11 protein-coding genes are annotated in these 16,021 nt (G+C 63.0%); 6 read left to right on the forward strand and 5 right to left on the reverse strand.

From position 1 onward, the window contains the following. The first annotated feature begins 142 nt into the window (after positions 1-142). Complete coding sequence (locus CR103_RS07245; protein WP_099915393.1) at positions 143-499, forward strand: hypothetical protein; 357 nt, start codon at positions 143-145, stop codon at positions 497-499. A 161-nt stretch (positions 500-660) separates the two neighbouring features. Beyond that, positions 661-1,560, forward strand: coding sequence for a sulfurtransferase (locus CR103_RS07250; protein ID WP_099915324.1), 900 nt, complete (start codon positions 661-663; stop codon positions 1,558-1,560). On the opposite strand, the gene CR103_RS07255 is transcribed toward CR103_RS07250, so the two are convergent. From CR103_RS07255 to CR103_RS07275, 5 genes are all read right to left on the reverse strand, one after another. After that, entirely contained in the window at positions 1,557-2,909 is a 1,353-nt protein-coding gene (locus tag CR103_RS07255; protein ID WP_099915325.1) for a TolC family outer membrane protein, read from the reverse strand. The two genes, CR103_RS07250 and CR103_RS07255, sit on opposite strands and share 4 nt — an antisense overlap. Before the next feature lie 2 nt (positions 2,910-2,911). Further along, on the reverse strand, positions 2,912-4,267 hold the full coding sequence (locus CR103_RS07260; protein WP_099915326.1) for an HlyD family type I secretion periplasmic adaptor subunit: 1,356 nt from the start codon (positions 4,265-4,267) through the stop codon (positions 2,912-2,914). Between the two features lie 2 nt (positions 4,268-4,269). Beyond that, on the reverse strand, positions 4,270-6,027 hold the full coding sequence (locus CR103_RS07265) for a type I secretion system permease/ATPase (protein ID WP_307719686.1): 1,758 nt from the start codon (positions 6,025-6,027) through the stop codon (positions 4,270-4,272). Positions 6,028-6,392: 365 nt separating this feature from the next. Continuing rightward, a complete protein-coding gene (locus tag CR103_RS07270; protein WP_099915328.1) occupies positions 6,393-9,785 on the reverse strand; it encodes a beta strand repeat-containing protein in 3,393 nt (1,130 codons plus the stop codon). A 400-nt stretch (positions 9,786-10,185) separates the two neighbouring features. Next, the gene (locus CR103_RS07275; RefSeq protein ID WP_099915329.1) at positions 10,186-11,508 is read right to left on the reverse strand and encodes a FecR family protein; all 1,323 of its coding nucleotides are present in this window, start codon (positions 11,506-11,508) and stop codon (positions 10,186-10,188) included. A gap of 258 nt (positions 11,509-11,766) precedes the next feature. Here CR103_RS07275 and CR103_RS07280 point away from each other — a divergent pair, with 258 nt between their 5' ends. From CR103_RS07280 to CR103_RS07295, 4 genes are read left to right on the forward strand one after another with little or no spacing between them, the layout of a single operon-like run. After that, the gene (locus CR103_RS07280) at positions 11,767-13,602 is read left to right on the forward strand and encodes a CHASE2 domain-containing protein (RefSeq protein WP_099915330.1); all 1,836 of its coding nucleotides are present in this window, start codon (positions 11,767-11,769) and stop codon (positions 13,600-13,602) included. Further along, complete coding sequence (locus CR103_RS07285; protein ID WP_099915331.1) at positions 13,599-14,825, forward strand: tetratricopeptide repeat protein; 1,227 nt, start codon at positions 13,599-13,601, stop codon at positions 14,823-14,825. The genes CR103_RS07280 and CR103_RS07285 overlap by 4 nt, the downstream gene beginning before the upstream one ends. 42 nt (positions 14,826-14,867) lie before the next feature. Further along, on the forward strand, positions 14,868-15,182 hold the full coding sequence (locus CR103_RS07290; protein ID WP_229442850.1) for a VanZ family protein: 315 nt from the start codon (positions 14,868-14,870) through the stop codon (positions 15,180-15,182). A 30-nt stretch (positions 15,183-15,212) separates the two neighbouring features. Beyond that, positions 15,213-15,980, forward strand: a complete 768-nt coding sequence (locus CR103_RS07295) for a Crp/Fnr family transcriptional regulator (protein WP_099915333.1) — start codon at positions 15,213-15,215, stop codon at positions 15,978-15,980. Positions 15,981-16,021 lie beyond the last annotated feature (41 nt).

Genomic DNA, 16,021 nt, shown 5'->3' on the forward strand with positions numbered 1-16,021 from the left:
GGGCGGACGGCTTCGGGGGGCTTCTTTGCTTGCATCTGATTGTCTAACTGTAAGCACATGTAAGTATCGTCAACGCAAATTTGTGCCGTGGCGTTTATGGATCAGTTACACAAATTCATTCAACCACGCCAAGGACACCACCATGAAAAACGTTACCGCCGCTTTGATCGCTACCCTGTTCGCCACCGCCGCTTTCGCCCAGACCCCTGCAGTGGTGAAGGCCGAAGCCAAGCAGACCGCCGCCGTCGTCAAGGCTGACACCAAGGAAGTGAAAGCCGACGTCAAGGCCGATGCGAAACTGACCAAAGCCGAAGTGAAGGCCGACGCCAAAGTCGCCGTCGCCACCGCCGATGCCAAAGCCGACGTCGCCGTCGCCAAGGCCGATGCCACAGCAACCAAGGCCCACGCCGAGCACAAGGCTGTCAAGGCCAAGCCCAAGGCAAAAGCCAAAGCGGAAACCGCTGAAGTGAGCGCTACCGCGCCAGTCGCTGCCAAGTAATTGGTTAAGCAAGCGGCCAAACGCCGAATGTAAGAAAGACAGGGTTCGCCCTGTCTTTTTTTCGCTTTTTTTGCGCGGCGTGTCGACCAGCAGCGGGTGAGGCTGCGTCGCAAGCGTGGGGCTTATAATAGCGGATGTCCCCGCCTCTTCCGTTAGCCACTATGCAAGCCACCATCGATCACGCTGCGTCCGCCGAGGAGCAAGCCATCGCCGCCGCGGCCGCGCACGTCAACATCGCCGCCTACAAATTCGTCACCTTCGACAACATCGAAGCGATGCGCCCGCAGTACCAGGCCTTGTGCATGGAACTGGGCCTGAAAGGCACCATCCTGCTCACGCCCGAAGGGATCAACCTGTTCCTGTCGGGCCCGCGCTCGCAGATCGACAACTTCCTGGCGTGGCTGCGCAGCGACCCGCGTTTTGCCGACATCGAAGTGAAGGAAAGTTATTCGGAAGAGCAGTCGCACAAGCGCATGCTGGTGAAGATCAAGAACGAAATCATTACCATGCGCATGCCGCTGATCAAACCGGAGCTGGGGCGCGCGCCGGCGGTGGCGCCACTCACCCTCAAGCGCTGGCTCGACCAGGGCCACGACGACAACGGCAAGCCGGTCGTGATGGTTGACACCCGCAACGCGTTCGAAGTCGACGTCGGCACGTTCAACAATACGATCGACTACCGCATCGCCAAGTTCACCGAGTTCCCGCAAGCGATCGCGGCGAACAGGGACGCGCTGGCCGACAAGACCGTGGTCACCTTCTGCACCGGCGGCATCCGCTGCGAGAAGGCGGCGATCCACATGCAGAACATCGGCTACGACAGCGTGTACCAGTTAGAGGGCGGCATCCTGAAGTACTTCGAGGACGTCGGCGGCGCGCACTACACGGGCGACTGCTTCGTGTTCGACTACCGCACCGCGCTCAATCCACAGCTCGAGCCGACCGTCACGGTGCAGTGCTTCGCCTGCCGCGCGGTGGTGACGCCGCGCCAGCAGTTGTCGCCGCAGTATGTGTACGAGGTGTCATGCCCGCAGTGCGCGCCGGAAGGCGACGCCCGTTAGCGGAAGTAAGCCGCCACCTCGCCGACGTCGGCCGGGCTCAACGTGCCGGCGGCGGCGCGCAGGCGCAGCAGCGCAATCAGGTAGCCGTAGCGCGCCTGCGCCAAGTCACGCTGGACGCCGGTCAACTGCTGCTGCGCGTTGAGCAGGTCGAGGTTGATGCGCACGCCACCCTTGATGCTCTGCTCGGTCGCCTTGATCAGCAGCTTGGCCGACGTCACTGCCTTGTCGAGCGCCTCGATGCGCGCCACGCTGCTGTGCGCCAGACTGTGCGACCTGCGCAATTCGATCGTCACGCGGTCGGTGCGCGCCTGCAGGTCAGCCTTGGCGCGTTCGTAACCGTCGACCGCCTGGCGCGACAGCGCGCTGACCTGGCCGCCCGCATACAGCGGTACGCTGACCTGCACCCCGACCGAGCGGTTGACGCTGTTTTGGGTATAGGTGTTGACGGTTTCCGCATCGTTCTTGGAATAGGCGGCGACCAAGTCGATCCGCGGCGCGTGGCCGGCGCGCGCCTTCTGAATTTCCAGCCTGGCCGATTCCACCATCAGCTGCGCCGATTGCAGGTCCGGGTTGTTGGCCAGCGCGATCGCCTTCCACTCTTCGAAACCGGCAGGGGTCAGCACGGCGAAGCGAAAGAGCGGGGCCAGCGGCTGCAAAACGCCCGGATCCATGCCGATGACAACCGCCAGCGCATTGCGGTTGACGTCGACGGCGTCGCGCGCTTCGAGCACCTGGGCCTCGGCCTGATCGAGCCGGGCCGCCGTTTCGAGCATCTCGGTGCGGGTGCCCTCGCCTTTTTCGAATAGCCGCGCGTTGGCCTTCGACTGCTCGGCGTATGAATCGCGCTGGGCCTGCGCCAGCGCCAGCGTGTCGCTTGCCAGCAGCGCGTCGAGGTAGGCGCCGGCCACGCGCAGCACCACTTCGCCGCCATGCGTGCGCAGCTGCGCTTCGCTGGCGTTCGCCTGCACCCGGCTCTGGCGGTAGCGCGCGATTGCCTCCAGATTGAGCAGCGGCTGGCGCAGCGACACCGAGGCCGAGCGGCTGACGTATTGCGGATGCGTCAGGGTCGGGCGGCCAAGGAAATCCTCGCTGTTCAGGTCGACCCGGTTGCGGCTGGTCGAGTAGCTGGCGCCGATGCTGGGCAACAGGCCGGCGCGGCCGATAGCCACGTTTTCACGGGCGTACTCGTTCTCGTAGTAGTTCATCCGGTAGGTCGGGTCGTTCTTGAGCGCGGCCTGGTAGGCTTCGCTGAAGCTGACGGCGCCGGCGCCGGCGCTGCTCATCAATGCCACCACGCCGACCAGGCGCCGCAGCGTTTTCAGGCCATTCGGTTTCAAATCTGGCTTCATCCTTACTCCTCGCTCATGGAGGTTTTTGCGCGGTCGAACAGCGGCTTGAGCAGGTAGCTCATCATGGTGCGTTCGCCGGTCTTGATGAACAGTTCCACCGGCATGCCCGAACGGATGTCGAGTTTTTTGGCGGCGATCAATTTCGCCCCTTCCGGTGTCACTTTCGCCTTCATCTTGTAGTACGCGGCGCCGCTGCGCTCGTCGACGGTACGGTCGGCCGACACTTGCGTGACGACACCCGGAATGTGCGGCGTGCTGTTGGCGTTGAACGCCGAGAAGATCAGCTCGACGGGCAGGCCGGGGTGGATCTTGTCGACCAGGTTGACCGCCAGTTGGCCTTCGACGATCAATGGGTCGTCGGTCGGCACCAGGTCCATCAGCCGGAAGCCCGCACCGACCACGCCACCGCGGGTGAAGATGTTGAGGCCGACGACGGTGCCGTCGACCGGCGCCCTGACGTCGGCATTGGCCAGTTCGTAATCGAGGGCGGTCATGCGTGCGCTGAGCGCCTCGGCCTCGCGTTCGATATCCGACAGGATCGAGCGCACTTCCTTCTGGTATTCCTGGCTGCGCTGGTTGCGGCGCAGGCCCATCTCCATTACCTGGCGCTGGGCGCGGCCGATATTGCCGATGTCTTCCGACAGCATGCCGCTGGTCTGCGCGTAGGTGCGCTCGATTTCCAGCAGGCGGCTGCGGGCGATGTAGCCGTCTTTTGCCAGGTCGCGCATATTGTCGAGCTGTTCCTTGAGGATCGCCATCTGCTGCTTCTTGCTGTCGCGCGATTCCTGCAGGCCCTGGACCTGGATTTTGAGCCCGGCGATGTTTTCATCGACCGCGCCAAGCTCACTTTGCAGCGCCGACTGGCGCGACGACAGCAAGCCGTTTTGCAGTGCCATGACGCTCGCCACGCGCAGGTCGCCTTTAAATTGCGCCAGCGCCGCCGGCAATGCCACGCTCTTGCGGTTTTCCAGTTCGGCGCGCAGGCGCGCTTCGGTGGCGCGCGCATTGAAGTACTGGGCGCGGGTAATGTCGACCTGCGATTTGGCCTGTACGCCGTTCATCCGCACCAGTACCTGGCCGGCCTTGACGACGTCGCCTTCGCGCACCAGGATGTCGTCGACCGTGCCGCCGGCCAGGTGTTGCACCGCCTTGCGGTTGGTTTCCTTGGTCACGGTGGCCGACACCGGCACGCCCTTGTCAAGCGGCGCCCAGAGCGCCCACAGCAGGAAGCTGCCGACGCCCGCAAGCACGATCCACCATCCGACCCGGCTGTAAGCGCCGGCGTCGGTGTTTACCGTCAGCGGCGCGACGTCGTGTGCAATGACGTCAAGGGCCGGTTCGTTTTTCAAAAGCTTCATGGTCATTCCTGTTCCGTTGTAGCGACGGCATCCTGGGCGCGCTGGGCTGCCAGGGCCTCTTGTTCGGCCTGCTGCTGCTGCTGTTGCGCTTGCTGATGAGCTTGCTGTGCAGCGGCCTGCTTCTGGTTCGTTTCCTGCAGGGCGGCCAGCACCTGGTTGGTCGGTCCGTACATTTCGGCGACGCCGTCACGCAACAACAGCAGTTTGTTGGTCACACCGATCGCGCTGGTGCGGTGCGTGATCAGCACGATGGTCTTGCCACGCTGACGCAAATCGTTAATCGCCTGCACCAGCGCCGCTTCGCCTACTTCGTCCAGGTTCGAATTCGGCTCGTCGAGCACGATAACGGACGGATCGCCGTACATGGCACGGGCCAGGCCGATACGCTGGCGCTGGCCGCCGGACAGGCCGGCGCCGCCGTCGCCGAGCAGCGTGTCGTAGCCTTGCGGGAAATGCAGGATCAGCTCGTGGACGCCGGCGCGCTTGGCCGCCTGCACCACTTTTTCCGGATCGACTTCGCCGAAGCGGGCGATGTTGTCGCTGACGGAGCCACCGAACAGTTCAATGTCCTGCGGCAGGTAGCCGATGTGCGGCCCCAGTTCGCCCTTGTTCCAGGTAAAAATATCGGCGCCGTCAAGGCGCACCTTGCCGGCGAATGCCGGCCACACGCCGACCAGCAGGCGCGCCAGGGTCGACTTGCCCGAGCCGCTGGGGCCGATCACGCCGACCACGTCTCCCGGCGCGATACCAATGTTGAGGCCCTTGATCACCGCCACCTGGGAACCCGGCGGCGCGGCGCTGACGCCTTCGACGGTGATTGCGCCAAGCGGCTTGGGCAGCTCCATGCCGGCCGAACGCTCCGGATTGGCACCGAGCAGCGCCACCAGGCGTTCGTAGGCGCTGCGCGTGGTGCTGTAGCTTTTCCATACGCCGATCACCTGCTGCACGGGCGCCAGCGCGCGGCCGACCAGGATCGAGGCGGCGATCATCATGCCGGGAGTGATTTTGCCCTCGATCGCCAGCAGCGCGCCATAGCCGAGCACCAGCGACTGCAGCGACACCTGGACAAACTTGGTGACAGCGCCGACCATGCCGCCTTTTTCACTCGCCTCAGCCTGCAGTTGCAGGAATTTGCCGTGCAGCTTGAACCAGCGGTTGAGCAAGTTGGGCAGCATGCCCATCGACTCGATCACCTCGGCATTGCGCAAGTTGTTGGTCGCCAGCGTGGTCGAGGCGATCGCCATCGCATTCGCTTCGGCCAGCGGCTTGTGGGTGACGCGCTCATTGATAAACGCCAGTACCACCAGGACAACGGTGCCGCCCAGCGCGAACAGGCCGAGCGAGGGCTCGAAAAAGAAGATGACCAGCAGGTAGATCGGAAACCATGGCGCGTCGAAAAACGCAAACAGGGCGTTACCGGTAAGGAACTGGCGAATATTGGTCAGATCGGACAAGGCCTGGCCAGCATTGCCGCCAGCCTTTTTCAGGTTTTGCTCAAAAGCGGCGGTGTACACGCGTTTATTGAGTTTCATGTCGAATTGGACGCCGACCCGTACCAGAATAAAACTGCGCACCAGTTCCAGTGCGCTCATCACCAGATAGGCACCCAGCATCATCAGCGTCAGCATCAGCAGGGTGATCTCATTGCGGCTGGCGAGCACCCGGTCATATACCTGCAGCATGTAGATCGACGGTACCAGCATCAATAAATTGCTGATGGCGCTAAACGCGCCGATGGTAAAGAAAGTGTTCTTGAACATGGCGAGCGTTTGCTCGATTTCGTTCCGGACGGGAGAAGATTTTGATTTCATATTTGCGGTGGACAGGACTGCGTTGAATAGCGTGGATCTCGCCTGGCGGGGGATCAGCTGCGCGGGGGAGAAACCGGCGGCCCGCATCGGGAAACAATCAGAGCGGAGACATTATCGCTGAAAATGAGCAAAAAATGTGATACCCGTCACAAATTGAACAAGAAACGCGCGTTAGTGATGTTCTGCCGTAAAAGTATTAATGAATTAAAAATTTCGGCGTGGCCGACACCATAAAAAAAGGCCAAGCTCGCGCTTGGCCCCTCGCAGGGCGGCATTAACTGGCTGCCGCCCGTGATTCAGACTACGAACAAATCTTAGTGCAGCGTGACAATACCGGATGCGACCGTAGAGACGCTCATATCGACGATGCCGACCAGTTTGACGACACTATCTGCGCCATTTTGGTACGTAGTGGCATCGGAATGGTCAGTGACGACGTAGGTGTTGCCGCCAAAGACAAAATACGCCAATGCACCGGCTGCAACGCCAACTTCACCTTTACCGGCAGTAGCCGCGTCCAGGTAATCCTGGAACACTGCGGTGCCAGCCAGCGTCAGCGAGACCTTGTTCAGAGCGCCTGCACCCGCGCCGAAGTTGATCTTCATGCCAGCGTGCGCATCCATGATGGTGCTGTACGAGTTGCCGTTTGCCGCAGAGGCGGTGAAGTTGATGACATCGGCGCCGGTGCCGGTGGTGATGGTGTTGACACCACCGCCAACCGAGATCGTGTCCACGCCCGTGCCGCCGACGTAGGTATTGTTACCCGACGTTGCGGTAAAGGTATTCGAACCATTGCCCAGCGAAACGGTGTTGTTACCCGAGCCAACCGTGACGAAATCGATTTTCGCGCCGCCGGTGATCGTGTTGTTACCGTCGCCGGCGTTGACGCTGTTGCTGGCGCCTTCACCGAGGGTGATGACGTTCGACGTATTGCCTGCGGTGACGACGTCATTCCCTGCGCCACCGGTGTAGGTGACGGCTTTGGTCGCTGCGACGAAGTTGACGGTGTTGGTACCGCTTGCGCTACCCTTGATCGACGCTGCTGCTGCCAGGGCGCCCGAAGTGAACGCGAAGCCGCCCAGGGTGATGCCGCTTGCATCGACCGAGGTCAAGGCGGCGCCGTCTGCAGTCAAGACCAGGCCGGCGTTACCGCCAACGGTGATTGATTTTGCCGAATTGCCCGACACTGCGAACGAATCGCTGAAGGTACCGGAAGCTTTCGCTTGCGTATCGGCCGTAGTGATCGCGATGGTTTCCACGTTCAGCGCGGCTACTGCACCAAATACGACGCCAGCGCCCGAACCGTCGGTCAGCGTTACGTTCAGGACGTCGCTTACACCGGTGATGAACGGGCTGCCGCCGTTGACGTTGTAAGCAGCGCCGGCACCGGTCAGTGCCAGCGTAACGCCGCTGGTCACGTTGTTGAGCGTCAGGCCATCAGCGCCCGAAACCGACACGTAGTTGTAGGTGCCCAGTACCGACAGATCGACCGTCTCGTTTGAGGCAGCGGTCAAGGTCAGGTGCTCGAAACCGGTTACCTTGGTGGCGAACACAGCTGACAGCGAAGCGGCTGCGGCAGACGCGGCACTGATCGACAGCGTGTCGGTGCCTGCGCCGCCGGCGATCGAGCCGCCAGTACCGACGGTAGCCGACGTCATGATGACCGTGTCGTTGCCGTCGCCGGTGACGATTGCCTTGGTGGTGGCGCCAACGGTGACGATGTCAGCACCCGTACCGCCGGTGAACGACGCTGTGGTGCCCATGACAGCGGTAACGCCGCCGGTGTTGGCGGCAGCATCGACGCCGCTCAACTTGGTTTGTGCGGACAGGTTGCCCAGATCGGCAGCAACCGAGCCGTTCACGGTCAAGCTGGTAGCGGTGACGCTGGCGGCGGTACCCAGTGCCAAGGCGCCCAGGGTGAATGCCGCACCGGTGCCGCCGACGGTCAGCGCGGCAGCTTTTTCTGCGGTCAATGCCAGCATGTCAGCTGCGGTGCCCGAGGTGGTGATGGTGACAGCAGTCGCGGTTGCATCGGTCACGGTGCTCGCGTTGGCTGCCGAAGCGATGGTCAGCGCGTGAGCGCCGGCCACGGTAGCGGTGACGCCGGCGCTGACTTTCGTCATTGCCAGGTTAACCAGGGCATCGGATGTGACGGTCGTCGCGCCGCTCACGCCGGTCAGGGCAACGGTGGTCAGCTTGCTGGTGCCGGCAACTGCGGCAACGCCAGTCGAAGGGGCCAGCATCGTGGTACCGACGTCAGTGATGGCGCCACCAGCCGAACCGCTTACCGAAACGCTGGCCCCGCCGTTGGTGTACACGTTGGTGGCGGAGGCGCCGTAGGTGGTGAGGCCGGCGGTCGTGGTCGAATTGGCGATCGTGACGTTGCCGGTGGCGATGTCAGCGATGTTGCTGATGGTTTGCTTGCCGGTCGTGGTATCCGTTGTGGTGGCTACAGCAGCACCAACGCTCACATTGCCTGCGTTGGCTTTCGACACGATGCTGACATCGGTACCGCCTTGGACGCTGATGGCGCCGGTGGTGGTGGTGACAGCGACGCTGCCGCTTACCTTGGAGATGGTGACATCGCTGGCCGAATTGGTGACGATGTTCTTGCCGCCGACGATGGCGACGACGCCGGATCCATTGGTCGCGACGGTGACGTTGCCAGCTGCGTTGTTGACCTCAACCTTGCCAGCAGTGGTGGTGACGCTGACGTTGTTACCGCCGGTGACGGTTACGGCACCCGCGGTATCGATGACATTTACCGAAGTGGCGGCAGCCGCTTTCACGATATCGACACCGGTCGACTGGATGTTCAACGCGGTCACGCCGGCGTAGCCGTTAGTATCGATATCAACAGCTTGCGTCGACGAAACGTTGATCGTTTCAACGTTCTTGATGACGACCGAAGCGGCGATTTTCGTGGTGCCATTTATCGAAACGTCAACCAGATTCAGCGTGTCGTTGCCGGCGCCGCCGTCGACCGAGTCGAAGCCGCTCAGGGTGCCGGTGCCGCCGAGGGTGCCGTTGATGATTTCGCTGTTTGCACCACCGACGATGGTGTCGGCGATACTCGATGTCAACGCCACGTTGACCACTGGGATCGATGCGGAAACGATGGCGACGATGGTTGCGTCGACGGTTGCCTGGAAGGTTGCTGGCACGGTGGTCGCAGTGACAGTCTTGAGCATGTCGCGTGCGGCGGCGGCGGCGGTGTTGCCGGAGTAAGCGCCCAGCTCGACGCCGGTATCGATCGCGGTCGTGAAGTTGCCAGCGATGATGACTTTGTTTGCCAGAACTTGCGCGTCTATCAGGCCTTGTGGCGAGGTGTTGTTGACCGCACCAGCCATGATTGCCAGCGATGCATTGGCTTTGCTGAGGTTACCGGCGTTGATTTCCTTGACCCAGAATACCAGGCCATCGAAGTCAGGAGTGCGGTTCAGCACGTTGTTGTAAATGGCCGAAACGAACGCAACAGTGTCGTTGCCGTACAGGGCGATCGACTCATCGCTGGTACCGAAGCTGTCGATCAGCGATTTGATGGCTGCCGAAGTCTTGTAAGCAGCGGTCAGGCCGTTGACGGTGAGTGGTGCTTTCAGGGTGTTCAGCTTGCCGGCGAAGTTAGCCAGGCCGAAAGTGTCGGCTGGACGGCCGAAATACGAAATGTAGATCGATTGTACTAAGCTTGTGTAATCTGCTGCAGCCATGATATTTCCTTTAAGGGTAAGACATTAACTAAATTTACTGCGATTGAAACCTGATGGCTATGCGCCAACCAGGCCTTTTGCAGAACTGGGAGTATATTGCCAGACCCTATGCGGAATGTTGTGACGGCCATCACAATTGTAGAATTAGTTTCCGTATCTTCGATATATTTAAAGATTAATGTGAAAACTTTCACCGCGCGCTCGCCATTGATCAATACAGGCGTTCAAATCTATCAAATTCTATCACTCGATTGCTTCGAATTATCACCAGTATTTTCGCGCTTCAATTCTATCCAATTCTATTCGCCGTTTTTATATGCCAGGTTTTTATGCGGAAATACGGCCGAAAAAAACCGTCCTCGGCGGACGGCTGTCGAAGTGGCAAGCGGGTCGACAGTAATCAGCGCGCCCAGAGCGTTATTCCGGCAGCGCCTAATTGCGGGGCGCCGGTACTTTTAAATGTATATGCTGCTTCGGTTGCCTTGGCCCCGCCGAGTACGCCGCGCACGATGAACCCTGGCGAATTCAAGGGCGAATTTTCAAGCGTTCCCCGCAAGGTCACATCGCCGTGCGCTGCCATATCCACTTTGCCCAGCGCATTCACCACGGATAGTCCTGTATTAAAAGTCCGATCGACGAAATCGATATCGAGGTGCGCATTTTCAATGCGGGCAACCATGGGCTCGCCACCGATTCTGGCGAGGGTGGCTTCGCCTCCGGTCAGCGCAAACGACACCTTGCCTTCGCTCGGCAGCACAAAGGACGAGTTATTCGGCCGCGCAAGCACGTACGATCCGACCAATAGCTGGACTTTGCTCGCGTCGGCAGTGATCTTGTCGATCATGACAAGGTCGGCCGGCTGGCCGGCGACCGCCTGCCAGCGGCCCCATAAAATTTCCGGCGCCGGCTTGACCGGCTCGGGCTGGACGATCACCACCGGCGGCGCTACCATGACCGGATCAGGCAGCTTGACCGGCCCGGCCAGCAACGGCGCGGTGCTTTTGGCCGGAACCAGGCTAACGTCGTCGAGCGCGGCCGAGCCGCCCTTGGCGCCGAGCGCCGGCTTGCCGCCCGGCTCGTCGCTGCGCGGCGGCGCGTTCAGCTCCGGCGCGATAGTGGCGTTTTGCAGCAATTGCGGTACTTGCTGGCCGCGCTGGACCTGCAACATCGCGTCGGCGCGGCCGGCAAACAGCTCGCGGCTGGCGCCGCCTTCGCACGGGCCGCCGCCGTCCGCGCCGCAGGCGCCGGCAAAACCGCTGACGACGACGCCGCCCGACACCACCGACACCCACGAAGTGTGCGCATTGGTGTGGACGATGAAGTCGGTGCCGCGCACGCCGATCGCGGCCACCGGTGTGTTGAAACGGAAGTGTTGGCGCGCTTGTTTGACGGCGTTGCCGGAAATGCTGCGCGCTACCCCGCTCAGCAGTTCGAGCTTGACGCGGGTGTTGGCCGGATTGGCGGTGTCGACATGGTAAGTGATGACCCTGGCGCGGCTGTTGGGGCGCAGGATCAGGAAACCGTCGTCGACCGTCTTCATATAGATATAACCATCGGCGCCGGTATTGAGGGCGTCGCCCTCCTGCACCGCCATCTCGAGCGCGGCCGGACGGGCGCCGATGTAGGCCTCGCCGGCGATAAACACGACGCGCCCGGCCTGCGCCGCCAGCGCGGAAGCGCAACACAGGACTAAACCAACGGCAACGATTGCAGCACGCAACATGAAATTCTCCTTGAACCGGATTCTGCAGGCCACCGGCAAGTCAGGCTGTGACGGTCATCACATTCTAATATGGAATCATCAACCGGAATCATCAAAGTTGCAACATGATCATGAACATTTATTGCGGCCGGGGTGCCGGAAAAATATCCCGGAACTATTCATTTAGCAGTTGCAACAACATAACGTTATACTTGTCGCCTCTTTATCCTTGGAATTGTGCCAATCAAGGCCGTCAATTCGGCTCGACCTCGACACACGATGAATTTGACCGCTCCTTCCCCCGCGACCCTGCTTCGCCTCGGCATTTCGGCAGTTGCCGTGATGCTGACCGCCTGGGCCCAATGGAGCGTAGAGCCGGCCTCGGCGCGGCTGGCCGACGAATGGCTGCGCGACCGCTTCATCCAGCTGAAGGCTGTCGCCACGCAGGACAGCCGCATCCTGGTGGTCGACATCGACGAGACTACGCTGGCCCGCTACCCTTGGCCGTGGACCCGTTCGCGCCAGGCCGAGCTGGTCGAGCGGTTGGTGCAAGCGGGTGCGCGTGGCGTTGCCCTCGACATTGTCATGGTTAAACCGGGCGACGCGCCCGGCGACGCGCGATTGGCGATGCTGGCCGAACACGGGCCAGTCGTCCTGGCGCAGCTTTTTGATTACACCCGTACCGGCGAGCCGCTGCGCGCCGGCCAGCTTATCGGTGGCGAGGCGCTCCGAGCCGGCGCCGGCGGGGTTGCCGGCGTACCGCGCGCCAGCGGCTATCTCGCCAACCACCCCGGACTGGCGCGCGGCGCCCACGCCGGCAACATCGGTGTGATCCCCGACAGCGACGGTACCGTGCGCCGCATTCCGATGCACACCGAATTCGAAGGCCGCAGCTACCCGACCTTGGCGCTGGCGCTGCTGAACTGCTGCCCGGCCACCGGCACCCCAGCGGGGCCGGTTACCCCTGCCCTGTTGCGGGTGCCGTTCACGCGCAAGCTGGAAGCGTTTGCCGGCGCCCACGCGGCCGAAGTGCTCGACGCCAGCCTGCCGCCGGAACTGGTGGCCGGCAAGCTGGTACTGGTCGGCTCGTCGGCGCTGAGCGTCGGCGACCGCGTTGCGAGTCCGCTCGGCGTCTCCACCGCCGGCTTGCTGGTGCACGCCTCGCTGCTGTCGGCGCTGCTCGACCAGCAGGCCGGTCTGGCGCCCGCGCCATGGCCGGGCGCATTGCTGGCGCTGCTGTTTTGCCTGCTGGTGGTGATCGCCGCCTGGTACACCTTCCCGCGCCTGTCGGCGGCGGCCAACGTAGCGCTGCTGGCCGGCGCCTCGCTGGCCTGGCTGACGCTGGCGTACGCCGCCAGCAGCCACGACGCCGGATTTTCGGCCAGCGGCCCGCTGCTGTCGAACCTGTTCCTGCTGGCCGTGGCCGTGCCTTTCCACTGGCAGCTGACGCAGCAGAGGTCGCGCCAGCTGCTGGGCACCTTGCGCCAGTATGTCGCCACCGAAGTGGTTGACGAACTGCTGCGCAGCGACATGCGCGACCCGCTGGCGCCGCGCCAGCTGCAGGTCACCACCCTGATCGCCGACATGGAAGGCTACACCAGCCAGGTCGAGTCGTTGCCGGTGGAGGACGCCGCCCGCCTGACCACCGACTTCCTCGACTGCCTGACCCGCCCGGTGCTCGACAAGCGCGGCACGCTCGACAAGTACACCGGCGACGGCCTGGTGGCGTTCTGGGGCGCGCCGCTGCCGAACCCCGACCATGCCGACCTGGCGCTCGACGCCGCCCGGCACATTCTGCGCGAAGTGGCGCGATTTTCACGCCAGCGCGTCAACGCCGGCTACCCGCCGCTGCGGGTGCGGATCGGCATCGAAAGCGGGCTGGCGATGGCCGGCGACTACGGCACCGCCTTCCGCAGCATTTACACGGCAGTGGGCGACAGCGTCAACACCGCTTCGCGCCTCGAACAGGCGGCGCGCGATTATCCGCACGACGTCATCATCGGCGAAGGCACGGTGGCGCGTTCGCGGCGGCACCGTTTCAAGCTGCTGGGCGAGCGCCTGTTGCGCGGCAAGGAAAAACCGACCAGCCTGTACACGCTGGAGGACGCCGTTTGAAGCCGGGCGCCCTGAAGGCGTCCCTGCTGACCTTGCTCCTGCTCGCGGGAAATGCCAGGGCGGCAACGCCCGATCGCCTGCAAGCCTTGTACCTGGAGGCAGTAACCCTGATGACCCAGGGCCGCCATGAAGCGGCCACCGCCGCGCTCGAGCGCCTGATCGCGATCGAGCCGCAGCACGCCGGCGCCTGGCTCGAACTGGCGATCAACCATTGCACGCTCGGCCGCGCGGCCGAGGCCGAGCGGCTGTTTCGCGAGATCGAAGTACGCTTCGCGCCATCGGCCGGCATCCTCGAGGTCATCGACAGCCACCGCCGGCAAGGCTGCCAGCCGCGCCAGCCGAAGGTGGTGCGGGCGATGACGCTCTCGCGCGGCCTTGACACCAACGTCAATCAGGGTGCGAGCAACCCGGTGTTCGTCACGGGCAGCGGAGCGGACCGCATCGAAAGCCTGTTATCAAGCAGTTACCTGCCGCGCCGCGACAGCTATGTCCAGGCTGCATTCGAAACCTCGCGCGAACTCGACCGGCGCGGCACGGTCGGCTTCGCCCAGTTGCGCGCGCGGCGCCATGACAGGCAGCGCGAACAGGACACGAACGCCGTGCTGCTCGGGGCCGACCACCCGTTCGAGCTGGCCGGCTGGGGCGCGCGCGCGATGGGCTCGGTCAGCTTCGTCAGCCTAGGCGGTCAGTTGTACCAGCGCCAGCTGCAGTTGCAGGCGCGCACCGCGCTGCCGCTGCCGCTGCCGCCCCATGTTGACCTGACCGTGTCCGTGGCGCTCGGCAATATCGTCTACCTGACGCGCCAGAAGTTCGACACCAATACGGGCGAACTGTCGGCGCTGCTCAATTACCGTGGCGCGGCGACCAGCGGCCAGGCTGCCGCCGGGGTGCTGGCCGACCGCGGCGAAGCGGGCCGGCTGGGTGGCAACCGCCGCGGCTGGTACGCCAGCTTGCAGGCGCAGCACCGCCTGGGCGCGCGCCTGGACGGCGAACTCGGCTATACACGCCAGGACTGGCGTGGCCAGGACATCTACGCGCCCGACCTGATCGAGACGGTGCGCAGCCAGAGCACGCGCCAGTGGCGCGCCGCGCTGACGGCCGCCATCTCGCCGCACCACAGCGTGCAGCTGGAGTGGCGCAACGTACGCAACAACGAAAACATCTCCCTGTTCCAGTATGCCAGCCGCGTGGTTCAATTCAACTGGCGCTGGAACGGGTTTTGACAGTAGAAAAATAGAGCAAGGGCGAGCATGCGCTGGGAGTTGATGGTTTTTTTGATCGGGCTGGTGGCGATCCCGCTCGGCTGCCTGCTGCCCAACAGCCGGCTGCCGCATCCTTTGCCAAACGACAAGGTGTTGCATTTCCTGTGTTTTGGCGGCATGGCGTTGCTGGCGGGGCGCCTGGCCCACGGCAAGGTCCAGATGGGGCTGGCGCTGGCAGCTGTTTTTGTGGCAAGCTGGGTCATCGAGCTCTTGCAGATGTGGGTGCCAGGCCGCAACTTCTGCTGGCGCGACATGGCGGCCAATGCGGCCGGCGTGCTGTGCGCCGGGGCCTGCCTTGCGCTGCTGCCACCGCCCTGAACCGACACGCATGGATGGAACCACAAGGCAATGACTGAACCGAAAAACAAAGCCGGCACGACTGCACCGGACGATGGCCTGGACAGTGAACACAGTCCGGGCACCGCTGCAGCCGGCACCCAGACCAACATCCAGATTCACCTGCGCAAGATTCCCCTGCTGGCCAACCTGACCGAGGAGGAAATGCTGCGGGTGCGCGCCGACATACGGGTGCGCGAGTACGCCCGGCGCGAGGTGGTGCTGCAAAAAGGCGGCGTTGGCGATAGCCTGCTGTTTTTGCTGTCGGGCCAGCTGCAGGTGCTCGACGTTACCGAGGACGGCCGCGCGATCGGCCTGCGCATGCTGGCGCCGGGCGACTTTTTCGGCGAAATCGCCGTCATCAACGGCTCGATCCGCTCCGCTTCCGTGGTGGCGCTGACGCCGGTGCTGGTGGCGCTGCTGCCGCGCGCCACCGCGCTGCACCTGTTTTCCCACTCGCCATCGGTGGCCAACCAGATGCTGCGCTTCCTGGCCGAAAAAGTGCAGCGCGATTCGCAGTTCCGTGCCCTGCTCAGCATTAACAACACGTCCAAGCGGATTTACTCTTTTATCGACCTGCTGAAACAAAAATCGGCCGGCGACGTCGACGTGGTGGAGAACCTGCCGACCCACCAGGACATCGCCAACATGATCAACACCAGCCGCGAAACCGTCACCCGCACCTTGCTGTTGCTGGCCCAACAGGGCATCATTCAAAAGGGCACGCACCGGCTCATCATCGTCAACCCGGACGCGCTCAAAAAGCTGGCGCAGGCTTGATTGTTGTCAATTACGCCAACATGCCCGTGGTATAATCCGTG

The sequence above is a fragment of the Massilia psychrophila genome (genome assembly GCF_002760665.1).
GTDB lineage: Bacteria > Pseudomonadota > Gammaproteobacteria > Burkholderiales > Burkholderiaceae_D > JAFCUW01.